Origin of the sequence: Kitasatospora cineracea, from assembly GCF_003751605.1 — a bacterium.
Classification (GTDB): domain Bacteria; phylum Actinomycetota; class Actinomycetes; order Streptomycetales; family Streptomycetaceae; genus Kitasatospora; species Kitasatospora cineracea.
The window spans coordinates 3,668,610-3,689,890 of sequence record NZ_RJVJ01000001.1; the positions used below are offsets into that span (position 1 = coordinate 3,668,610).

Here is a 21,281-nt window from a genome sequence, read left to right on the forward strand (position 1 = left end):
GAGGCGGACCACGCTCCGGCGGGGGCGCGGACCTAGGCTGGGGCGGGTCCGGCCGGCCGGCCGGCGGAGCGGCGAAGGGAGCCCGCGGGATGGTGGAGCGAACGGCCACGGTGCGCTGCGTGCCCGCGGTGCCGTGCTGGGTCGGCCTGACAGCACGTGACCTGCCGACCGCCCAGGGCTTCTACGGGCCGCTGCTGGGCTGGGAGTTCGTCCCCGGACCGGACCGCTGGGGCCCGTACCTGCGCGCGGTGGTCGACGGCGTCGAGGTGGCCGGGCTGAGCGAGCTCGGCACCGACTGGGAGCGCCCGGTCGCCTGGACCACCTACTTCGGCATCGAGAGCGCCGACCGGGCCGCCGACGGCGTCCGCGAGCGCGGCGGCACCCTCGCCGTCGGCCCGCTCTCCTTCGACGCGGGCCGGGTCGCGCTGGCCGCCGACCCGTTCGGCGCGACCTTCGGCATCTGGGAGGGCGAACCCGCCGACGCCCGCCCCGGCGACGCCCCCTGGACCGCCGAGCCCGGCGCCCCCGCCTGGATCGAACTGCGCACCGCCGACCCGTTCGCCGCCGCGCTCTTCTACGGCGAGGTGTTCCGCTGGGACGACCGCGACCCGGGGCGGTTCGAGGTCCGCTACGAGCACGAGCGGGTGGTGCTGCGCTCCGAGGACCGCAGCGTCGCCGCGCTGCGCGCCGCCAAGGACCTCGCCCCGCACTGGGAGGTCTTCTTCTCCGTCCCCGACACCGACGCCGCCGCCCGCCGCGCCACCGCCCTCGGCGGCCGCGTCCTGGACGGCCCGGCCGACTCCCCGTACGGCCGGGTGGCCCGGCTCGCGGACGCGGAGGGCGGCCACTTCTCGGTGCTCGGGCCCGCCGGCTGAACGGCCCGGAACGGGAATTTCCCAGCAAAGAGTCTGAAAAGAATACGTTATGACGGCAGGTAAGGTTCCGGTACGATCCCTTGCGTCCGCCGCCGTGTGACCGCTTCACCACGGCGGCGGCTCCCGCGCGTACCACCTTTCCTGGGGGAGTTTTGAGCATCCGTCGGTCGATAGCCGCTGCCGTTTTCGTCGCGGCCGTCTCCGCGCCCACCGTCTTCGGCACCGTGCAGGCCATGGCCGAGACCATCCCGACCGGCCAGTCCACCCCGGACGCCGCCGTGCCGGACACCGAGCCCGCCCCCGCTGCTCCGGCTGCGCCTGCCGCCCCCGCTGCCCCGGCTGCGCCTGCCGAGCCCGCTGCTCCGGCTGCGCCTGCCGAGCCCGCTGCCCCGGTCACGCCTGCCGAGCCCGCTGCCCCGGTCACACCTGCCGAGCCGGAGACCCCCTCTGCGCCGGAGACCCCCGCCACGCCGGTGCTGGACGAGGCCGCGCTGCGGGCCCGGCTGGCCGCGGCCCTCGCGGAGCCGGGCCACTACGACCACTACTACAAGGCGGTGAAGAAGGCGGAGGCCGGTACCGCCGAGCAGATCCAGCACTTCCTCGACGTCGAGTTGACCACGGTCGTCCGGGACGACAACAACGTCAAGGCCGCCCAGATCATGAGCGCGGCCGGACCGGATACCCCGATCTGGGAGGCGGCCCAGAAGGCGTTCGACGACGGCAGCCCGGAGGCGATCGAGCACTTCCTGCACGTCACCGTCCCGGACCTGACCAACTCCGACAACCGGGTCAAGCTCTCCCAGTTCATCGCGGACCCGCTCATCAGCGCCGGGCTGCGCGCCGAGGCGCTCGCCGTGCTGGAGCGGGGCGATTCCGCGGAGATCGCCGCCTACCTGGGCAAGTCGCACGGGCTGATGATGGACGATTACCGGATCCAGACCCTCCGCTCGATGTCGTTCGGCCCGGAGGTGCGGAAGGCCGCCAACGCGGCACTGGACGCGGACTTCATCGAGTCGGTGAACGGCGACCGCACCGGCACGGCGCTGCGCGCCTTCCTGTCCAAGGGCCTCGCCGAGGCCCAGGCCCGGGACCGGGCGGCGGCCGAGCAGGCCGAGCAGGCCGAGCAGGGCGGGAAGGGCGCTGAGCAGGGCACCGAGCAGCCGTCGAAGGACGGCAGCGGCGTCACCCAGGCCGGTCTGACCGCGACCACCGGGTCCACCACGACCACGACCGCGACCACCGGGTCCACCACCGCGACGGGCACCGGTACCGGCGCCACTGCCGCCCAGCTGGCCTCCACCGGCACGGACGCCCCGGTGCGCTCGCTGACGGTCGGCGGCGCCGCCGCGATCGCGCTCGGCGCGGGCGCCCTGGTGGTCGCCCGCCGCCGCTCCCGGGAGTCCTGACCGCCCGCCGGAACCCCGGACGGTACGACGGCCGCGCGGCACCCGCCGCGCGGCCGTCGCGCGTCTCAGGGGGTGAGCGTCGGCAGGAAGAGCCGGTGCATGGCCTCCGGCAGGTCGTCGGGGCGGGTGACCGGGCGGTGGAAGTCGAAGCGGGCGTCCAGGGTGCCGGTGTCGCCGAGCAGGCGGATCCGCAGGCCGTGGCGGTCCAGGGCGACGGGGCGGACTTCGTGCAGGCGGCCCGGCGGGCCGTCGGGGCGTCCGGCCAGGGCGCCGGCGCCGAGCAGCAGGAGCCGGTCGGCGTGGGCGGCGGCCAGGTGCTGGAGGAGCCCGGCCTCCTCGGCGGCCACCGGGTCGGGGGCCGCGGTGGTGAGCGCGTCCGGGTCGAGGCAGCACTCGGAGCCCCAGAGGTCGTCCAGGGCCAGGTGGTCGGGTGCCAGCCGGAGCAGCACGCCGTCGCGGTGCGGGAACAGTGCGGTGGCGCTCTCGCCGGGGGAGCGGGTGAGCAGGCCCTGGACCCCGAGGCGGCCGCGGACGCGGTGCGGGACGGCGACGGGGGCGACGTCCACGCAGTCGAGTTCGGCGGTGAGCGGGCCGCGGGCCAGCGCGGTGATCCGGTGCAGGGCGGACTCGCGGCCGACCAGGACCGCCACCGAGCCGTCCGGCCGCAGCGCGCAGGCGACCTGCGGGGGCAGACCGGGGCGGGCGGTGAGGTCGGCGCCGCGGACGTCCAGCACCGCCGAGGAGGCGAACTCCAGCAGGGTGCGGGCGCGTTCGGCGGGGGAGGGGCGGCGGGCGGGCTGGGGCAGCACGAGGAAGCCTCCTTGTGATTTAGGTAAGGCTAACCTAATCAATGGGAGGGTTGGCAGTCCAGCGCGGGGGCGCCCTCAGTCCCCGGTCCGCCCGGCCGGCGCGCCCAGCATCCGCAGCACCAGCTGCCCGTACCGGCGCCCCAGCTCCTCCGGGGACTCGCTGCTGCGCTCGGTGTACCAGCGCGAGACGTCGATGCCGAGCGAGGTGACCGCACGGGCCGCGGTGCGCTGGTCCGGGACGCGGAACAGGCCCTGCGCCACCCCGTCCGCGATGATCCGCAGCACCGTCTCCTCGATCCGGATCCGCAGCTCGGCGACGGCCGCGAAGTCCTCCTCCGGCAGCGCGTGCAGCTCGTGGTTGACGATCCGGCCGACGGTGTGGCCGCGGGCGTGCCAGACGGTGAAGGACTCGGCCAGCGCCCGCATCCGCTCCACCGGGTCGGACCCGGCGGCCTCGGCCCGCTCCACCAGCTCCAGGGTGGCCCGGTGGCCGGTGCGGGAGATCTCGGCGAGCAGCGCGGCCTTGGACGGGTAGTGGATGTACAGCGCGGCCGGGCTCATCCCGGCGGCGGTGGCGATGTCCCGGGTGGTGGTGGCGTGGTAGCCGCGGCGGGCGAAGGAGTCCACGGCGGCCAGCAGCAGCCGCCGGGCGGCCTCGGTGCGCTCCCCGGGCCAGAGCGCGGCGGTCGCTGGGTCGGTCATGGGGTCAATCCTCCCAGACGGTTCGGCGCGGCCCGGCGGGCCGGGCTGTTGACAGTGTCGCCCGCCGCAAAGATGCTAAGCAAGCGCTTAGTCACATCCGCTCCGAGAGGTACGAGGTACGACGATGGCAGTGTCGTTCGAGGGCAAGGTGGCCGTGGTCACCGGCGCGAGCCGGGGCATCGGGTTCGGCATCGCCCGGGAACTGGTCCGGCGCGGGGCGAAGGTCTGCCTCACCGCCCGCACCGAGGAGACCCTGGACGAGGCCGTCCAGGCGCTCGGCGGGCCCGGCCACGCGATCGCCGTCGCCGGGAAGTCCGACGACGCCGCGCACCAGGAGGAGGCCGTCGCCACCGTCCTGGAGACCTACGGCCGCCTCGACCTGCTGGTCAACAACACCGGCATCAACCCCGTCCACGGCCCCGTCCTGGACACCGACCCGGGCGTCGCGGCCAAGATCCTCGCCGTCAACGTGCTCGCCCCGCTGGCCTGGACCCGCCGCGCCCACGCCGCCTGGATGGGCGAGCACGGCGGCGCGGTCGTCAACGTCGCCTCCATCGCGGGCCTGCGCGCCTCCACCGGCATCGGCATGTACGGCGTCTCCAAGGCCGCGCTGATCCGCCTCACCACCGAGCTCGCCGCCGAACTCGGCCCGGACGTCCGGGTCAACGCGGTCGCCCCCGCCGTGGTCAAGACCAAGTTCGCCGAGGCGCTCTACGCGGGCCGCGAGGAGAAGGTCGCCCGCGCCTACCCGCTCGGCCGGCTCGGCCTGCCCGAGGACGTGGCCGGCGCGGTCTGCTTCCTGCTCTCCGCGGACGCCGGCTGGATCACCGGCCAGACCCTGGTCATCGACGGCGGCGTCACCCTCGGCGCCGGCCTGTGACCGGGCCCGCAGGCCGAACCGACCAGGGGCAGCCCGAACTCCCCGACGTCGAGCGGCAGTTCGCCGGGATCGGGGCCGTCGTCACCGGCGCCGGGCGCGGCATCGGCGCCGCCCTCGCCCGGGCCCTGGCCGCGGCCGGCGCCCGGGTGGTGGTCAACGACCTCGACGCCGGCGCGGCCCGCGCGGTGGCCGCCGAGATCGGCGGGCACGCCGCCGCCGGCGACGCCGCGAGCGAGGACGGCGTCGCCGCCCTGGTCGACGCCGCCCGGGCCCGGCTCGGCGCGATCGACCTGTACTGCGCCAACGCGGGCGTCGCCACCACCGGCGGCCCCGACGCCACCCCCGAGGCGTGGGAACTGGCCTGGCAGGTCAACGTGCTCGGCCACGTCCGGGCCACCCGCCTGCTGCTGCCCGACTGGCTGGAGCGCGGCACCGGCCGCTTCCTGGCCACCGTCTCCGCCGCCGGACTGCTCACCATGCTCGGCTCCGCCCCGTACAGCGTCACCAAGCACGGCGCGCTGGCCTACGCCGAGTGGCTCGCCGCGACGTACCGGCACCGCGGCCTGCGGGTGCACGCGCTGTGCCCGCAGGGCGTGCGCACCCGGATGCTGGACGGCACCGGCCCGCACGGGCAGGTGCTGCTCGCGCCCACCGCGATCGACCCCGCCGACGCCGCCGCCGCGGCCCTGCGCGGCATGGCCGCGGACGAGTTCCTGATCCTCCCGCACCCCGAGACCGCCGGGCAGTACGCGGCCCGCGCCACCACCCCCGACCGCTGGCTGCACGGAATGAACCGGCTCCAGCAGCAGATCGAGACCCTCCCCACCGCCCAGGAGACCCGATGAGAGCCTGGCAGATCACCGAACTCGGCGCGCCGCTGGACGTGATGAAACTGGTCGAGGACGCCGACCGCCCGGTCCCCGGACCGGGACAGCTCCTGGTCCGGGTCCGGGCCGCGGCCGTCAACTTCCCCGACGCGCTGATGGCCGCCGGGCAGTACCAGGTCCGCCCGCCGCTGCCGTTCACCCCCGGCGTGGAACTCTGCGGCGAGGTCGCCGAGGGCCCGCGCACCGGCGAACGCCTGATCGGCACCGCCGAACTGCCCGCCGGGGCGTTCGCCGAGTACGCCCTGATGGACGCGGCCGGCGCACTGCCCGCCCCCGGCCACCTGGACGACGCCGAGGCCGCCGCGTTCCACCTCGCCTACCAGACCGCCTGGTTCGCGCTGCACCGCCGGGCCCGGCTGGCCCCCGGCGAGACCCTGCTGGTGCACGCCGGGGCCGGCGGCGTCGGCAGCGCCGCCGTCCAACTCGGCAAGGCCGCCGGGGCGTTCGTCATCGCGGTGGTCGGCGGCCCGGAGAAGGCCCGGGTCGCGGCCGGCCTGGGCGCCGACCTGGTCGTCGACCGGCACGCCGAGGACTTCGCCGCCGCCGTCCGGGCCGCCACCGGCGGCCGCGGCGCCGACGTGGTCTTCGACCCGGTCGGCGGCCCGGCCTTCACCGGCTCCACCAAGTGCGTGGCCTTCGAGGGCCGGATCGTGCTGGTCGGCTTCGCCTCCGGGCAGATCCCGGCCCCGCCGCTCGGCCACGCCCTGGTCAAGAACTACTCGCTGCTCGGCCTGCACTGGGGCCTGTACACCACCCGCGACCCGGCCGCCGTCCGGGCCTGCCACGCCGCGCTCACCGCCCTCGCCCCGCGCCCGCTGGTCTCCGCCCGCCTCCCGCTGGAGTCCGCGGCCACCGCCGTCCACGACCTCGCCGCCGGCACCACCACCGGCCGCCTCACCCTGCTGCCCTGACCGGCCCGCCGCCCGTCGGGGCCCGGCGCACGGACGCCGGGCCCCGACGGGCCCGCCCGCTCAGCGGTGCTTGCGCAGTTCGCGCCGGGCCAGCGAGCGCTTGTGGACCTCGTCGGGCCCGTCGGCCAGGCGCAGGGTGCGGTTGCCGGCCCAGAGCTGGGCCAGCGGGGTGTCCTGGCTGACGCCGGCCGCGCCGTGGGCCTGGACGGCCTTGTCGAGGATCCACTCGACGGCGGACGGCACGACGATCTTGATCGCCTGGATCTCGGTGTGGGCGCCCCGGTTGCCGACCGTGTCCATCAGCCAGGCGGTCTTCAGCACCAGCAGCCGGGCCTGCTCGATCCGGACCCGCGCCTCGGCGATCCAGTCCTGGACGACGCCCTGGTCGGCGAGCGGACGGCCGAACGCCACCCGGGAGTTGACCCGGCGGCAGGTCAGTTCCAGGGCGCGCTCGGCGATGCCGAGGGCGCGCATGCAGTGGTGGATCCGGCCGGGCCCGAGCCGGGCCTGGGCGATGGCGAAGCCGCCGCCCTCCTCGCCGATCAGGTTCGCGGCCGGGACCCGGACGTCCTCGAACAGGATCTCGGCGTGGCCGCCGTGGTCCTCGTCCGGGTAGCCGAACACCCGCATGCCGCGCAGGACCTGCACGCCCGGGGTGTCGCGCGGGACCAGGACCATCGACTGCTGGCGGTGGGGCTCGGCGGCCGGGTCGGTCTTGCCCATCACGATGAAGACCCCGCAGTCCGGGTTCATCGCCCCGGTGATGTACCACTTGCGGCCGTTGACCACGTACTCGTCGCCGTCGCGCTCGATCCGGGTGGTGATGTTGGTGGCGTCGGAGGAGGCCACCTCGGGCTCGGTCATGGCGAAGGCGGAGCGGATCGTGCCGTCCAGCAGCGGCCGCAGCCAGCGCTCGCGCTGCTCGGGGGAGCCGAACTGGGCGAGCAGTTCCATGTTGCCGGTGTCGGGGGCCGCGCAGTTGAGCGCGGGCGGGGCCAACAGGACGGAACGGCCGGTGAGTTCGGCCAGCGGCGCGTACTGCAGGTTGGTCAGCCCGGCCCCGGGCTCCCCCGGAAGGCCGTGGTTGTCCACGAAGAACAGGTTCCACAGGCCGCGGGCCTTCGCGGCGGCCCGCAACTCGCCGACCACCGGCGGAACCGACCACGGCGCGCGGGCCGGGTCGGCGAGCTGGGCGGCCAGCACCGGTTCGGCGGGGTAGACGAACTCGTCCATGAAGGCGCCGAGTTCGCCGAGCAGTTCGGTCGTCCTGGCGTCGTACTCGAAGTCCATTCCTCAGCCCTCCAGCGATTCGAGCCCGAACTCCACGAACAGCGGCACCAGTTCACCGACCCGGTCGAAGCCCGCGCCGACGGTGCCGCCCCGGGTGTAGCGGTAGTGGATGCCCTCCAGGACGACCGCCAGCTTGAAGGAGGCGAAGGCGACGTACCAGCCGAGCCCGGAGACGTCCCGGCCGGAGGCGTCCGCGTAGCGGCGGACCAGTTCGGCGGTGCCGGGGAAGCCGGGCGCGAGGGCCGCGCCGGGCAGCAACCCGTCGAAGCGGCAGGCCAGTTCGGTGTACATCACCAGCAGGCCCAGGTCGGTGAGCGGGTCGCCGACGGTGGACATCTCCCAGTCCAGGACGGCGGTGATCCGGTCCCGGTCGTCCACCAGGACGTTGTCGAGCCGGTAGTCGCCGTGCACCAGGGTGGCGGCGGGCGAGACGGGCAGGGCGTCGGCGAGGCGGCGGTGGAGCTCGTCCACGCCCGGTACCTCGCGGCTCCGGGAGGCGTCCAACTGCTTGCCCCAGCGCCGCAGTTGGCGCTCCAGGAAGCCCTCGGGGCGGCCGAAGCCGGCCAGGCCCACCGCGTCCGGGTCCAGTGCGTGCAGGGCGACCAGGGTCTCCACCAGACGCACCCCCAGCGCGTGCACCCGCTCCTCGCCGAGCGCGGCCAGCGCCCCGGCGTCCCGGTGCGCGGTGCCCGGCACGTACTCCATCAGGTAGAACGGCGCGCCGATCACCGCGGTGTCCTCGACCAGCAGCACCGGCCGGGGCACCGGCACGGCCGTCCCGGCCAGCGCGCCCAGCACCCGGTACTCGCGGCCCATGTCGTGCGCGGTGGCCAGCACGTGCCCGAGCGGCGGGCGGCGCAGCACCCAGCGGGAGGCGCCGTCCTCGACCAGGTAGGTCAGGTTGGAGCGGCCGCCCTCGAACATCCGCGCGGTGAGCGGCCCCGCGACGGGCGCCGGCAGGGCGGTGTCCAGGTGGGCGCGCAGCCTCTCCAGGTCCAGGCCGGGCGGAGCAGCGGTGGTCATCGGGGCACCTCGCAGGGGTCGGAGCGTACTGACTAAGCGCTTGCTTAGGATCGGCCCGGCGGCGGCGCTTGTCAACGAGCGGCAGCGCACCGCCCGCCCGGAACGGCGTCCCGGACGGGCGGTGCGCGCGGGGCGCGTCAGCGGGCCACGGCGGCGGCGACCCGGTCGCCGAGGTCCCGGTCCACGTTGCGCCAGTACTGCAGGGCCCGCTCCAGCACCGGCGCGGAGACCCCGTCCTGCAGGTGCCCGGCGATGTTCGCCACCAGCCGGCCGCGCGCCGCGTCGTCCAGCACCTCCCGCACCAGCGTCCCGGCCTGCCCCCAGTCGTCGTCCTCCCGGTGCAGCGGGTACGCCTCGCGCACCATCCGCCCCGCCACCTCCCACCCGATCTCCCCGCCCCACAGCGACGGGTCGGCGGCCGGCCCGCCGTACGAGTTCGGCGCGTACGGCCGGGCGGTGCGCGCCGAGTCGAACCGCATCGGCCCGTCCTTGCCGTACGAGTGCACCGGCACGTGCGCCCGGTTCGGCGGCAGCTGCGCGTAGTTCGGCCCGATCCGGTACCGGTGGGTGTCCGGGTAGGAGAAGATCCGCCCCAGCAGCATCTTGTCCGGCGACACCCCGATGCCCGGCACCAGGTTGGACGGCTCGAACGCGGCCTGCTCGATGTGGACGAAGTGGTCCTCCGGGTTGCGGTTCAGGGTGAACCGGCCGACCTCGATCAGCGGGTAGTCGCCGTGCGGCCACACCTTCGTCAGGTCGAACGGGTTGAACCGGTAGTCCCACGCCTCGTCGAACGGCATCACCTGCACGTGCAGCGTCCAGGACGGGTGCTCGCCGCGCTCGATCGCCTCGAACAGGTCGCGCCGGTGGTAGTCGCCGTCCGCGCCCGCCAGCCGGTCCGCCTCCGCCTGGGGGAGGAACTCGATGCCCTGGTCCGTCTTGAAGCGGTACTTCACCCAGAACCGCTCCCCGTCCGCGTTCACCCACTGGTAGGTGTGCGAGGAGAAGCCGTCCATGTGCCGCCAGGTCCGCGGGATGCCCCGGTCGCCCATCAGCCAGGTCACCTGGTGCGCCGACTCCGGGGAGAGCGTCCAGAAGTCCCACTGCATGTCGTGGTCGCGCAGCCCGTTGTCCGGACGCCGCTTCTGCGAGCGGATGAAGTCCTGGAACTTGATCGGGTCGCGGACGAAGAACACCGGCGTGTTGTTGCCGACCAGGTCGTAGTTGCCCTGCTCGGTGTAGAACTTCAGCGCGAAGCCGCGCGGGTCGCGCCAGGTGTCCGGCGACCCCATCTCGCCCGCCACGGTGGAGAACCGGGCCAGCATCTCGCACCGCTTGCCCGGCTGGAACAGGTCCGCCACGGTGAACCGGCTGACGTCCTGCGTCACTTCGAAGGAACCGTACGCGCCGCTGCCCTTGGCGTGCACGACCCGCTCCGGCACCCGCTCCCGGTTGAACTGGGCCATCTTCTCGATCAGGTAGTGGTCGTGCAGCAGGACCGGGCCGACCGGGCCCGCCGTCAGCGAGTGCTCGTCGCTCTCGACCGGGACACCCGCGTTGTTCGTGGTGAAGGGAACGTGCTGCGACATCGGGGGGAATCCTCCTCGGGCGCCCCCGACCGGGGCGCCGTGACCGCGCGGCGGCGAGGGCCGTCCACCGCGACTGCCCTCCACTCGAACACCGGCCCGCCCCGCCCACAACCGCAGCGCCCCGCCCGCCGGGCCCTCAGAACCACGGCGTGGAGTACCCGTTCAGGAACCACAGCGCCGCCGCCCACCACAGCACCCCCACCGCGCAGAACAGCGCCCCGCCTGCCACCGGCAGCGCCCACCCGGGCAGCCCGCCGCGCCGCACCAGCAGCACCTTCGCCGCGAACGCCCCGTACAGGAAGCACCCCGCCGCCGAGTGCACGCCCACCCGGACGTCCGTGAACTGCACCCCGTACGCCAGCAGGCAGTGCTGGGCGATCGGCAGCGACAGCGCGAACGCCAGCCAGCCGCCCACCCGGTGCGCCCGCCGGACCGGACGCGCCGCCGGGCCCCGCCGGTACATCCCCAGCGCCAGCAGCACCTGCACCAGCGCCAGCCCGAGCAGCGCCGTGCCCAGCCACGACTTCAACCGCAGCGCGTCCTCGCCGGACGCCCCGAACAGGCTCCGCCCCGGATCCGGTACGTGCGCCCGCCCGAACCACAGCAACCCCAGCGAGACCGCCAGCGGCGCGACCAGCGCCAGCACCGGCAGCACGGCCGACCCACCCCGGTCCGGACGGTGACGACCCGCCACCTCAGCCCTCCTGCGAACCGTCGTCGCCGGCCGGGGCACCGCCACCGCCGCTGCCGTCCGTTCCCGCTGCCGCGCCCGCGTCCGCGCCGTCGGCGGGGGGCTGGACGGGGGGCTGGACGGCCGGGGCCTGCGCGGGGGCTTGGGCGGGGGCCTGGGCGGCGGGGGTCTGCGCCGGTGCCTGGGCTTGGGCCTGGGCGCCCGGATCGCCCGGGGCGGCCGGGGCCGCGCTCGCGCTCGCCGCCGCGCCCGGCTGGGCGCCGGCACTGGCACCCGCGCTCGCGCTCGCGCCGGCGCCCGGGCTCGGCACCGCGCCGCCCGCGCCGCGCAGCGTGGCGATGTCGACGCCGACCGGGTCGCCCAGCGAGGTGACCGCGTAGAAGGTGCCGCCGGGGCCCGCCACGGTGTGCCCGGCGGTCTCGCCCGGCCCGTGGTCGCCGGTGTAGCGGTACAGCGGGTGGCCCTTGTACAGCACCTGCGCGGTCCCGTCCGGCAGCGCCGCCGCGCCCAGCAGCCCGTCGTCCACGCCCGGGCCGGCCAGCGGGAAGCCCGGAGTGGTCACCGGCGGCCAGGACTTCGCGCACTCGTCCAGGCAGCTCGCGTGCACCGTGGTGTCCGCGCCGTACAGGTACAGGGTGCGGCCCTGCGCGTCCACCAGGATCGGGCCCAGGCTGCCCGCGCTGGCCAGCGAGACGCGGGCGCCCGCCGTGCTGGCGAACGCCGACACCGGCGGGCCGGAGTCGACGACCGGGACGGCGGCGGCCGAGGACTCGGCGGCGGGCGGGGCGTCCAGGTCCGGCGACGACGCGCAGCCCGCGGCCGAGAGCGCGGACAGCGACAGCGCCGCCAGGGCGGCGGCGGTTCGGCGGGTGCGGGACGGCGGGGCGGCGGCAGCACGGCGGGTGCGGGGCATCGGGGCTCCAGGGGACGGCGCGGCACTGGAGACCATCCACCCCCGCCGCCCGGCGCCCGGCCACTCCAGAGCCGGGCCGCTCCGCACCAGGGGGGACCCCGTTGCCCCGGAAGGCCCACCCGCGCGCCGCCCCCGGGCCCGGCCCGCGCCCGCTTCGCCCCCCGCCCCGGCGGGCGGACACTGGAGTGGTACCACTCGCCCGAGGGGGCGCCCCATGACCACCCAGCCGGCCGGAACCGGCAGCGCGATCCGGGTCCAGGGGCTCGGCAAGCGCTTCAAGGACCTCGTCGCCCTGGACGGCGTCGACTTCACCGTCCCGCCCGGCACCGTGTTCGGCCTGCTCGGCCCGAACGGCGCGGGCAAGACCACCGCCATCCGGATCCTCACCACGATCATCCGGCCCACCGCGGGCCGCGCCGAGGTGCTCGGCACCGACGTGGTCGCGCACCCCGCCGCCGTCCGCCGGCTGATCGGGCTCGCCGGGCAGTACGCCGCCGTCGACCCCAACCTGACCGCCCGGGAGAACCTCCGGCTGATCGGCCGGCTCACCCAACTGCCCCGCCGCCGCCGCGACCCGCGCGCCGCCGACCTGCTGGCCCGCTTCGACCTGACGGCGGCCGCCGACCGGCCCGTGCGCACCTACTCCGGCGGCATGCGCCGCCGGCTCGACGTCGCCGCCGCGCTCGTCCCCGAACCGCCCGTGCTGTTCCTCGACGAACCCACCACCGGCCTCGACCCGCAGAGCCGCACCGCGCTGTGGGAACTGATCCGCGAACTCGTCGCCGAGGGAACCACCGTGCTGCTCACCACCCAGTACCTGGAGGAGGCCGACCGGCTCGCCCAGCGGGTCGCCGTCCTCGCCGAGGGACGGGTGGTCGCCGACGACAGCCCGCACGCCCTCAAGGCCCGCCTCGGCACCACCGTCCTCGAACTCGGCATGGGCGAGGACCCGCGCGCCACCCGCGCCGCCGCCCTGCTCGCCGACCGCCTCCGGCACGCCCCCGAACGCGACGGCGCGGTGCTGCGCCTGCCCAGCGCCGACGGCTCGCTGCTGCTGATGGACGTCCTGCACGCGCTCGAGGCGGAACGGCTCGCCCCGCGCACCATCGCCGTCCGCGAGTCCAGCCTCGACGACGTCTACCTCGCCCTCACCGGCCACCGCACCGCCCCGCCGCCCGCCGGGCCCGCCGCCGCTGCGTCGACCGCCGCCGAAACGCCCGCTGCCGAGGCACCCCCTGCCGAGCGGCCCGCCCCGCCGTCCGCCGGAGGAGGCCCGTCGTCATGACCGTCGCCGTCCCCCTGCACCCGCCGCTCGCCGACCGCCTGCTCGCCCCGGTCCGGGACGGGCTGGCCGTCGCCGGGCGCAACCTGATCGCGCTGCGCCGGGTGCCGCGGCTGCTGATCTTCTCCACCGTGCAGCCGATCGTCTTCGTGCTGATGTTCCGCTACGTCTTCGGCGGGGTGGTCGGCGCGGTCCTGCACGGCGTCTCGTACGTCGACTACCTGATGCCCGGCGTGTTCGTGCAGGTCGTCACGTTCGGCGCGGTCAACACCGCGATCGGCCTGGCCGGCGACCTGCAGACCGGGCTGATGGAGCGCTTCCGCTCGCTGCCGATGGCCCGCTCCGCGGTGCTCTCCGGGCGGACCACCGCCGACCTGGCCCGGAACGTGTTCGTGGTCGCGCTGATGACCGGCGTCGGCTTCCTGGTCGGCTTCCGGATCCACAACGGCGTCTGGGCGTTCCTCGGCGGCGCGCTGCTGGTGCTGGCCTTCGGGCTCGCCATGTCCTGGGTCTTCGCCGTGGTCGGCCTGGCCGTCGGCGACCCGGAGACCGCGACCGCCGCCGCCTTCCCCGTCCTCGCGCCGCTGGTCTTCGCCTCCTCGGCGTTCGTCCCGACCGCGACCATGCCCGGCTGGCTCCAGGTCTTCGCCAACCACCAGCCCGTCACCATCACCGCCGGAGCCGTCCGCGCCCTGATGATCGGCGGCCCGGTCGGCACCCAGGTCTGGCAGGCCCTGGCCTGGGACGCCGGCATCATCGCCGCGTTCGCCCCGCTCGGCGTCTGGCTCTACCGCCGCGCCGTCTAGTGCCGCGTCAGGCAGCCTTTGCCGTGAAGGAGCGGCGTCCGGTGCGTGCTCTCGGCGTGCCGGCCGGAAGCCCTCGTACTGGATGTACTTGGGTTTTCGGCCGGTGCGGCGAGAGGGCGTGCCGGGCGCCGCGACGGGCGAAGGTTGTCTGACGCGGCACTAGACCCTCAGCCCTCCGCCTGCTCCTGCGCGTGCGCCCACACCGTGCGGTCGCCGCCCCGCCACGCCACCAGGTCCGGGTCGTCCAGGTCCGGCTCGGCGACGCCCGCGTGCCGGATCAGCTCCACCACGTCCGCCGGGCCGGTCGCCCGCCCCACCGTCCGCCCGTAGATCTCCACCCGCCGGTACGGCCGCTCCCCGCGGGTCGGCGGGCGGACCACGACCGGCGGGTGGAATATGTCTCCGGACTCGCTCATGACTCCAGTGTCCCGCGCCCGGCGCGCAACGTCCCGTCGATGTCCCCCTCCGTGCCCGCGCCGCCACGTATCGTGGTCGTCCGTGCGCACCGACCGACCCGTCACCGCCCCCGGCGGGGTGCCGCTGCTGGGGCACCTGCCCGCGCTGCTCTCGCGGCCGCTGGCCTTCCTCGACACGCTGCCCGGCTGCGGCGACCCGGTCCGGGTGCGGGTCGGACCGCGCGAGATGTACGTGGTCAGCGCCCCGGAACTGGTGCAGCAGGTGCTGGCCGACCGGGCGGGGTACGACCGGACGGGGCCGCTGTACGCGAAGATCCGGGCGTTCCTCGGCAACGGGCTGGCCTCCTGCCCGCGCGCCGACCACCGCAGGCTGCGCCGGATCGTGCAGCCCGCCTTCCAGCACGCGCTGCTGCCGCACTACGCGGCGGCGATGACGGACGAGGCCGCGGCGCTCACCGCGGGGTGGCGGGCCGGGCAGGTCGTCGACGTCACCCACGAGGCGTTCCGGCTCACCACCGCGGTGGCCGTGCGCACCCTGTTCTCGGCCGGGCTGGAGCCGAGGGCCGCGGAGGCCCTGCGCGGGGCGCTGGACGTGCTGCTGCGCGGGATCTACCGGCGGGTGGTGCTGCCCGCGGCCGACCTGCTGCCCACCCCGGCGCGGCGCACCTACCGGCGGGCGCTGGCCACCTGGCACGCCGGGGTGGCGGCGATCATCGCCGACTACCGGGCCCGCGGGATCGACCGCGGCGACGTGCTCTCGCTGCTGCTGGCCGCCCGCGACGAGGACGGCCGGCCGCTCGGGGAGCGCGAACTCGCCGACCAGGTCGCCACCCTGGTGCTGGCCGGGGCCGAGACCACCTCCTCCGCGCTGGCCTGGTCGCTCCGGCTGGTGGCCGAACACCCGGACGTGGAACGGGCGTTGCACGCCGAGGTCGACGCCGGACCGGCCGGGGCGCCGGCCCGCTGGCAGGACCTCCCGCAACTCCCGTACACCGCACGGGTGATCAGTGAGACCCTGCGGCTCTACCCGCCCGCCTGGGCGATCAGCCGCACCACCACCCGGCCCACCGAACTCGCCGGGGTCCGGCTGCCCGCCGGGGCCCTGGTGGTCTGCTGCCTGTACCTGCTGCAGCGCCGGCCCGAGCTCTTCCCGGACCCGGAGCGGTTCGACCCGGACCGGTTCGCGGGCGAGCCGCCCCGGGGCGCGTACCTGCCGTTCGGCTCCGGGGCGACGCGCTGCCTGGGCGACCGGTTCGGACTGACCGAGGCGGCGCTGGCGCTGGCCACCGTCGCGGGCCGGTGGCGGCTGCGCCCCGCGGGGGCGGGCCCGGTGCGGCCGGTGCCCCGGCTGGTGCTGTCGCCCGGGCCGCAGCCGATGCTGCTGTCCGAGCGGGTCAGCGGGCCAGCAGGTTGACGGCGGCGCCGAAGGCCGGGGGGAGGGCGGCGGCCAGCGGGACGATCCGCGGGCCGAGCCGGGGGTGGTGGCGGGCGGCCAGCAGGGCGGCGGTGAGCAGGCGGTAGGGGCGGGTGGCGCGGTGCCAGGCCCGCTCGTAGGAGGCGGGGCGGCCGGCGGCCAGGCAGCGGACGGCGGCCTCGGCGGAGGCCAGGGCCAGCGCGACGCCCTCGCCGGTGAGGGCGTCCAGGTAGCCGGCCGCGTCGCCGACCAGCAGCACCCGGCCGTGCACCCTGGCCGCGGCCCGCTGCCGCAGCGGGCCCGCGCCGCGCACCGGGCCGGCCGGGGGAGCGTCGCCGAGCCGCGCCAACAGGGCGGGGAAGGCGGCGAGTTGGCGGTCGAACGGGATCCGCTCGCTGCCCAGCACGGCCACCCCGACCGTCCCGTCCGCGACCGGCGTCACGTACGCCTCCGCGTGCCGCGACCAGTACACCTCGACCAGGTCGCTCCACGGCCGGACCGCGAAGTGCCGCCGCTGCCCGTACCGGGCCGGGAGCCGCCCGGGGGCGGGGCGGTGCAGGCCGAGGGCGCGGCGGACGGGGGAGTGCAGGCCGTCCGCCGCGACCAGGTGGCGGGCGGTCAACTCTCCGACGCTGACTGCGTGTCGGCCGAACCGCAGGCCGTCGGCCCGGAGCGCGAGGCGGTGGACGCCGAGGTGGTCGGCGCGGGCGGCGAGCGCGGCGTGCAGGGCGGTGCGGCGCACGCCCAGGCCGGGGCCGGTGCGGAAGCGGGCCTCGGCGGTGCGGGCGCCGTCCGCGGACAGGTAGCGGATGCCCGCGAACGGGCGGCCCTCGACCTCGACGCCCAGCCGCTCCAGGGCCCGCACCGCGCCCGGCATCAGGCCCTCGCCGCACGCCTTGTCGATCGGCGTCGCCCGCGGCTCCAGCACGGTCGCGGACAGGCCCGCGCGGGCGGCGTGGATCGCGGTGGCCAGCCCCGCCGGGCCGCCGCCGACCACCAGCAGGTCGATCACGCGGCCGCCCGGCAGCGGGCCAGCGCGGCGTCCTCGCAGCGCAGCCGGGTGGCCAGCAGCCAGGCGTCCAGCAGCGTGAAGCAGAGCGCGGTCGCCCAGGCGGTGTGCACCAGCGGCAGCGCGAAGCCCTCCACCACCACCGCCAGGTAGTTCGGGTGCCGCAGCCACCGGTACGGGCCGCCCGCCACCAGCGGCAGGCCCGGTACCACGATCACCCGGGTGTTCCAGCGCGGCCCCAGCGTCCGGATGCACCACCAGCGCAGCCCCTGCGCGCCCAGCGCCAGCACCAGCATCGGCCAGCCCAGCGCGGGCACGAACGGCCTTGCCGCGAAGTGGACTTCGAGCAGGCAGCCGGCCAGCAGCGCGGTGTGCAGCGCGACCATCGCCGGGTAGTGCCCGCGCCCGTACTCGACGCCGCCCCGGGCCAGGCTCCAGGCGGCGTTGCGGCGGGCGACCAGCAGCTCGGCCAGCCGCTCCACGGCGACCAGCGCGATCAGGACGGTGTAGGCGGTCATCGGCAACTACCAGCGCAGGAGGACGAGTTCGGAGGCGAAACCGGGCCCGAGGGCCAGCACCAGCCCGTACGAGCCGGGCGGCGGCGGGGGGTCGGCCTGCAGCACGTCCCGCAGGATGTGCAGCACCGAGGCCGAGGAGAGGTTGCCGCAGCGCGCCAGCGAGGCCCGGCTCGGGGCCAGCGCGGCCTCCGGCAGGCCGAGTTCCTGCTCCAGCGCGTCCAGCACCCGGGGGCCGCCCGGGTGGCAGACCCAGGCCGTCACGTCCCCCGGCTTGAGGTCGTGCGCGGCCAGGAAGGACGACACCTCCTCGCCCACGAACAGCCGCACCAGCTCCGGGAGTTCGGCCCCCAGCAGGATCCGGAAGCCGTCGTCGCCGACCTCCCAGCCGAGCAGCCGCTCGGTGCCCGGGTACAGCCGGCTGCGGGTCGCCACCACCTCCGGGCCTGCGCAGTCGACGCCGTCCCCGACCGCGACCAGCGCGCCCGCGCCGTCCCCGAACAGGGCCGTGGCCAGCAGGTTCGCCGCCGAGACGTCGGCCCGCTGCAACGTCAACGAGCACAGCTCGGTCGCCAGCAGCAGCGCCACCCCGTCCGGCCGCCCCGCCAGCAGCCCGTCCACCGCCGCCATCCCCGCCGCCCCGCCCGCGCACCCCAGGCCGAACAGCGGCAGCCGCCGCACGTCCGCCCGCAGCCCCAACCGGGGCGCCAGCCGGGCCTCCAGGGACGGGACGGCGATGCCCGTGACCGTGGTCGAGACGACGAAGTCGACCTGGAAGGAAGGGAGTTGTGCCTCGTCCAGGGCCGCGCCGGCCGCCCGCTCGGCCAGTTCGGCCGCGGCCGCCAGCCAGGCGTCGTTGGCCCGGCCGAAACCCGCCAGCTCCGGGTACCGCTCCAGCGGGAACGCCAGGTGCCGGAACTCCACCCCCGCCCCCGCGAAGAACCGCTCCGCGAGCGCCCGCACCTCCCCACCGTCCGGGCGCAGCGCGGCCACCGCCCCGGCCAACTCCCGCTGCCCGTAGCGGTGGGCCGGAAGCACCCCGTGCACAGCCGCGATCCGCGTCACCGACCCAGGATAGGGAACACTCCACCCGAAACCGGCAATTCGCCCTTCCGGGCGCGTCCCGGGTGGTGACGACGGGTCAGGAATCGTCAATTGCCTTGGTGTGCAAGGAACTTGGAGATTCGTCCGTGGCTTCGGAGGAGAACCGGCGTCCACCGCCTAGCCTGGCCGGTGTGAGCAGCACGACGGCGACGAGCAGGGTGGCCCGGACCGGGGTCCTGTTGCGCGCCTGCCATCCAGCCCCGGCCGCCGCCGTGACCGCGCTGAGCGCGGCGATGGCCCTCGCGGCCGGGCGCGGCGTCCTCGGTACGGCGCTGACCACCGGTGCGGTCGCCGCCGGGCAGCTCTCGATCGGCTGGAGCAACGACCTGGTCGACCGGGGGCGGGACGCGGACGCCGGGCGCACCGACAAGCCGCTCGCCGGGCGGGAGGTGTCGGCGGGGCGGGTCGCCGGGGCCACCCGGTGGGCGGTGGTCTGCTGCGTGCTGCTCTCCGCCGCCTGCGGGCCCGCCGCGGCGACCGCGCACCTGGTGGCGGTGGCCGCCGGCTGGGCCTACAACCTGCGGCTCAAGGCCACCGCCTGGTCCTGGCTGCCGTACGCGGTGGCGTTCGCGCTGCTGCCCGCGTTCGTGACGCTCGCCCCGCCCGGCGGGCGCTGGCCCGCCCCCGCGGTGCTCGGCGCGGGCGCGCTGCTCGGGGTCTCCGCGCACTTCGCCAACGTCCTGCCCGACCTGGCCGCGGACCGCGCTGCGGGCGTCCGGGGCCTCCCGCAGCGCCTCGGCCGCCGCGTCTCGGCCACCGCCGCCGTCCTCGCCGCGACCGCCGCCGCGCTGCTCCTCGCCCCCGGCTGGCCCACCCTCGCGGTCACCGCCCCGCCCGCCCTCACCGTCCTGCTCGCCCCGCCGCGCAGCCGCGCGCCCTTCCTGGCGGTGATCGCCGCCGCGGCGGTCGCCCTGGCCGTCCTGCTGTTCGGCCGGGGGCCGGGGCTGTAGCCCGGAGGGCGACGGCGGCGCGGGGCGGGCACCGGTCAGGCGGAGAAGCCGCCGTCCGCGGCGATCACCGCGCCCGTGACGTAGCCGGCCTCGGGGCCGGCCAGGTGGGCGACGACGGCGGCGATCTCGGCCGGGTCGGCGTACCGGCCGAGTGCCGTGATCCCGCTGATCGCGGGGGCGTTCGGGCCGTCGGCGGGGTTGGCGTCGGTGTCGGTCGGGCCGGGGTGGACCAGGTTGACGGTGATGCCGCGCGGGCCCAGCTCGCGGGCCAGGCCCTTGGTGAGGCCGACCATCGCGGTCTTGGTCATCGCGTACAGGGCGAGGCCCGGGAACGGGACGCGGTCGGCGATGTTGCTGCCGATGCCGATGATCCGCCCGCCCTCCGGCAGGTGCGCCGCGGCGGCCCGGGCCAGGACGAACGGGGCCCGGACGTTGACGGCCAGGACGCGGTCCAGCTCCGCGGTGTCGACGTCCGCCAGCGGCCCGGACGGGAAGAGCGCCGCGTTGTTGACCAGGACGTCCAGCCGGCCGAGGGTGCCGACCGTGCGCTCCACCGCGCCGGTCAGCGCCTCCTCGTCCGCGCCGTCCGCCGGGACCGCCAGCGCCCGGCGGCCCATCCCTTCGATCTTCCGGGCCACCTGCCGGGTCTGTTCGGCGTTCTGGCGGTAGGTCAGGGCGACGTCGGCGCCCTGCTCGGCGAGCCGCAGTGCGACGGCCGCGCCGATGCCCCGGCTGCCGCCGGTCACCAGGGCCACGCGTCCTTCGATTCGGTTGCTGTTCATGACGTCGAGCTTCGCCCGGGCGCGGGCCCGGCGCTGGCGGCTATCGGCCGGTGCGTTCCGGCCCCGGAGGGGCGGTCAGCGGGGCTGGAACTGCGGGGCGCGGAGCAGGGTTTCGGCGTCCTGGTCGAGCAGCAGGGCGGCCACGGCGCGGCCGAGCTTCTCGGGTTCGGCGGAGGTGCCGGAGAGCCGGGCCTCGATCTGCCGGGTGCCGCGGGGGGTGGTGAGCTGGCCGTGCAGGGTGAGGATGCCGTCGGCGGTGGTGGCGTGGGCGCCGATCGGGACGGAGCAGCCGCCGTGGAGTTCGGCGAGCATGGCGCGTTCGGCCCGGACCTCGGCGTCGGTGACGGGGTCGCCGGTGCCGGCGAGGAGTTCGCGGGCCCCGGCGTCGTCGGCGCGGACCTGGATGCCGAGGGCGCCCTGGCCGGGGCTGGGCGGGAAGCGGTCGAGCGGGAGGTACTCGGCGACCTCCCCGGCGCGGCCGAGGCGGTGCAGGCCGGCGGCGGCGAGGACGACCGCGTCCAGGGTGCGCAGCCGGGTGAGCCGGGTGGGGACGTTGCCGCGGATCCGCTCGGGCGCCAGGTCGGGCCGGGCGTACAGGAGTTGGGCGATCCGGCGGGCGGCGGAGGTGCCGACCCGGGCGCCGGTGGGGAGGTCGGCGAGGGCGGCCCCGCAGAGGGCGTCGCGGACGTCGGCGCGGGGCGGGGAGGGGAGCAGCAGCAGGCCGTCGGGGTCGGCGGTGGGGAGGTCCTTGAGGGAGTGGACGACCACGTCGACCTCGCGGTCGAGCAGGGCGGCGGCCTGCCGGCCGGCGAACGCGGCACCGCCGCCGCGTTCGGAGACCTCGCGCAGGTCGGACTTCCGGTCGAGGTCGCCGTCCTCCAGGATCACCCGGTGGCGGAAGGCGACGTCCGGGAACCGGGCGCGCAGCGGGGCGAGGAACTCCTTGACCTGGGCCCGGGCCAGTTGGCTGGCGCGTGACCCCACCACCAGTTCGACCATCGTCAACTCCCCTTCGAACAGCTCGTGC

At 76.3% G+C, this 21,281-nt stretch carries 22 protein-coding genes; 9 read left to right on the plus strand and 13 right to left on the minus strand.

Going from position 1 to position 21,281, the window contains the following annotated elements:
* Positions 1 to 89: 89 nt before the first annotated feature.
* On the plus strand, positions 90 to 875 hold the full coding sequence (locus EDD39_RS16695; RefSeq protein ID WP_123556900.1) for a VOC family protein: 786 nt from the start codon (positions 90 to 92) through the stop codon (positions 873 to 875).
* Between the two features lie 152 nt (positions 876 to 1,027).
* Positions 1,028 to 2,281 carry an LPXTG cell wall anchor domain-containing protein gene (locus EDD39_RS16700; RefSeq protein WP_123556902.1) on the plus strand — a complete coding sequence of 418 codons (1,254 nt, stop codon included), beginning with the start codon at positions 1,028 to 1,030 and terminating at the stop codon, positions 2,279 to 2,281.
* A 65-nt stretch (positions 2,282 to 2,346) separates the two neighbouring features.
* Here the strand turns inward: EDD39_RS16700 and EDD39_RS16705 are convergent, their stop codons facing one another.
* Positions 2,347 to 3,090 carry a DUF2470 domain-containing protein gene (locus EDD39_RS16705; protein WP_123556904.1) on the minus strand — a complete coding sequence of 248 codons (744 nt, stop codon included), beginning with the start codon at positions 3,088 to 3,090 and terminating at the stop codon, positions 2,347 to 2,349.
* Between the two features lie 75 nt (positions 3,091 to 3,165).
* The gene (locus EDD39_RS16710; protein ID WP_030911806.1) at positions 3,166 to 3,792 is read right to left on the minus strand and encodes a TetR/AcrR family transcriptional regulator; all 627 of its coding nucleotides are present in this window, start codon (positions 3,790 to 3,792) and stop codon (positions 3,166 to 3,168) included.
* Positions 3,793 to 3,916: 124 nt separating this feature from the next.
* Between EDD39_RS16710 and EDD39_RS16715 the strand changes: the two genes are divergently transcribed.
* From EDD39_RS16715 to EDD39_RS16725, 3 genes are all read left to right on the plus strand, one after another.
* On the plus strand, positions 3,917 to 4,672 hold the full coding sequence (locus EDD39_RS16715; protein ID WP_123556906.1) for an SDR family oxidoreductase: 756 nt from the start codon (positions 3,917 to 3,919) through the stop codon (positions 4,670 to 4,672).
* A gap of 68 nt (positions 4,673 to 4,740) precedes the next feature.
* Positions 4,741 to 5,517, plus strand: coding sequence for an SDR family oxidoreductase (locus tag EDD39_RS16720; RefSeq protein WP_162870193.1), 777 nt, complete (start codon positions 4,741 to 4,743; stop codon positions 5,515 to 5,517).
* A complete protein-coding gene (locus EDD39_RS16725; protein WP_123556909.1) occupies positions 5,514 to 6,470 on the plus strand; it encodes an NADPH:quinone oxidoreductase family protein in 957 nt (318 codons plus the stop codon). Before EDD39_RS16720 ends, EDD39_RS16725 begins: the two co-directional genes overlap by 4 nt.
* 60 nt (positions 6,471 to 6,530) lie before the next feature.
* Here EDD39_RS16725 and EDD39_RS16730 read toward each other — a convergent pair whose 3' ends face one another.
* The 5 genes from EDD39_RS16730 to EDD39_RS16750 form a co-directional block, all read right to left on the minus strand.
* A complete protein-coding gene (locus EDD39_RS16730; RefSeq protein ID WP_123556911.1) occupies positions 6,531 to 7,760 on the minus strand; it encodes an acyl-CoA dehydrogenase family protein in 1,230 nt (409 codons plus the stop codon).
* Between the two features lie 3 nt (positions 7,761 to 7,763).
* Positions 7,764 to 8,783: a phosphotransferase family protein gene (locus EDD39_RS16735; RefSeq protein WP_123556913.1), complete on the minus strand. Its 1,020-nt coding sequence runs from the start codon at positions 8,781 to 8,783 to the stop codon at positions 7,764 to 7,766.
* 137 nt (positions 8,784 to 8,920) lie between these two features.
* Complete coding sequence (locus EDD39_RS16740) at positions 8,921 to 10,372, minus strand: catalase (RefSeq protein WP_123556915.1); 1,452 nt, start codon at positions 10,370 to 10,372, stop codon at positions 8,921 to 8,923.
* A 136-nt stretch (positions 10,373 to 10,508) separates the two neighbouring features.
* A complete protein-coding gene (locus tag EDD39_RS16745; protein WP_232794976.1) occupies positions 10,509 to 11,066 on the minus strand; it encodes a DUF6529 family protein in 558 nt (185 codons plus the stop codon).
* A gap of 1 nt (position 11,067) precedes the next feature.
* A complete protein-coding gene (locus tag EDD39_RS16750; RefSeq protein WP_162870047.1) occupies positions 11,068 to 11,976 on the minus strand; it encodes a COG4315 family predicted lipoprotein in 909 nt (302 codons plus the stop codon).
* Between the two features lie 214 nt (positions 11,977 to 12,190).
* Here EDD39_RS16750 and EDD39_RS16755 point away from each other — a divergent pair, with 214 nt between their 5' ends.
* Both EDD39_RS16755 and EDD39_RS16760 read left to right on the plus strand, forming a co-directional pair.
* Positions 12,191 to 13,261, plus strand: coding sequence for an ATP-binding cassette domain-containing protein (locus tag EDD39_RS16755; protein WP_123556920.1), 1,071 nt, complete (start codon positions 12,191 to 12,193; stop codon positions 13,259 to 13,261).
* Positions 13,258 to 14,064, plus strand: a complete 807-nt coding sequence (locus tag EDD39_RS16760; RefSeq protein WP_123556922.1) for an ABC transporter permease — start codon at positions 13,258 to 13,260, stop codon at positions 14,062 to 14,064. Before EDD39_RS16755 ends, EDD39_RS16760 begins: the two co-directional genes overlap by 4 nt.
* A 167-nt stretch (positions 14,065 to 14,231) precedes the next feature.
* Here EDD39_RS16760 and EDD39_RS16765 read toward each other — a convergent pair whose 3' ends face one another.
* Positions 14,232 to 14,480, minus strand: a complete 249-nt coding sequence (locus EDD39_RS16765) for a hypothetical protein (RefSeq protein ID WP_123556924.1) — start codon at positions 14,478 to 14,480, stop codon at positions 14,232 to 14,234.
* A gap of 82 nt (positions 14,481 to 14,562) precedes the next feature.
* Here EDD39_RS16765 and EDD39_RS16770 point away from each other — a divergent pair, with 82 nt between their 5' ends.
* Positions 14,563 to 15,894 carry a cytochrome P450 gene (locus tag EDD39_RS16770; RefSeq protein ID WP_244256757.1) on the plus strand — a complete coding sequence of 444 codons (1,332 nt, stop codon included), beginning with the start codon at positions 14,563 to 14,565 and terminating at the stop codon, positions 15,892 to 15,894.
* Here EDD39_RS16770 and EDD39_RS16775 read toward each other — a convergent pair.
* From EDD39_RS16775 to EDD39_RS16785, 3 genes are read right to left on the minus strand one after another with little or no spacing between them, the layout of a single operon-like run.
* On the minus strand, positions 15,875 to 16,906 hold the full coding sequence (locus EDD39_RS16775) for an NAD(P)/FAD-dependent oxidoreductase (protein WP_123556926.1): 1,032 nt from the start codon (positions 16,904 to 16,906) through the stop codon (positions 15,875 to 15,877). The genes EDD39_RS16770 and EDD39_RS16775 overlap by 20 nt on opposite strands.
* A complete protein-coding gene (locus EDD39_RS16780; protein WP_123556928.1) occupies positions 16,903 to 17,421 on the minus strand; it encodes an isoprenylcysteine carboxyl methyltransferase family protein in 519 nt (172 codons plus the stop codon). Before EDD39_RS16780 ends, EDD39_RS16775 begins: the two co-directional genes overlap by 4 nt.
* A 6-nt stretch (positions 17,422 to 17,427) precedes the next feature.
* Positions 17,428 to 18,483: a type III polyketide synthase gene (locus tag EDD39_RS16785; RefSeq protein ID WP_123556930.1), complete on the minus strand. Its 1,056-nt coding sequence runs from the start codon at positions 18,481 to 18,483 to the stop codon at positions 17,428 to 17,430.
* A 170-nt stretch (positions 18,484 to 18,653) separates the two neighbouring features.
* Here EDD39_RS16785 and EDD39_RS16790 point away from each other — a divergent pair, with 170 nt between their 5' ends.
* A complete protein-coding gene (locus EDD39_RS16790; protein WP_244256758.1) occupies positions 18,654 to 19,472 on the plus strand; it encodes a UbiA family prenyltransferase in 819 nt (272 codons plus the stop codon).
* 35 nt (positions 19,473 to 19,507) lie between these two features.
* On the opposite strand, the gene EDD39_RS16795 is transcribed toward EDD39_RS16790, so the two are convergent.
* On the minus strand, positions 19,508 to 20,254 hold the full coding sequence (locus EDD39_RS16795; RefSeq protein ID WP_123556932.1) for an SDR family NAD(P)-dependent oxidoreductase: 747 nt from the start codon (positions 20,252 to 20,254) through the stop codon (positions 19,508 to 19,510).
* 75 nt (positions 20,255 to 20,329) lie between these two features.
* Complete coding sequence (hemC, locus tag EDD39_RS16800; RefSeq protein ID WP_123556934.1) at positions 20,330 to 21,253, minus strand: hydroxymethylbilane synthase; 924 nt, start codon at positions 21,251 to 21,253, stop codon at positions 20,330 to 20,332.
* Positions 21,254 to 21,281: the final 28 nt, after the last annotated feature.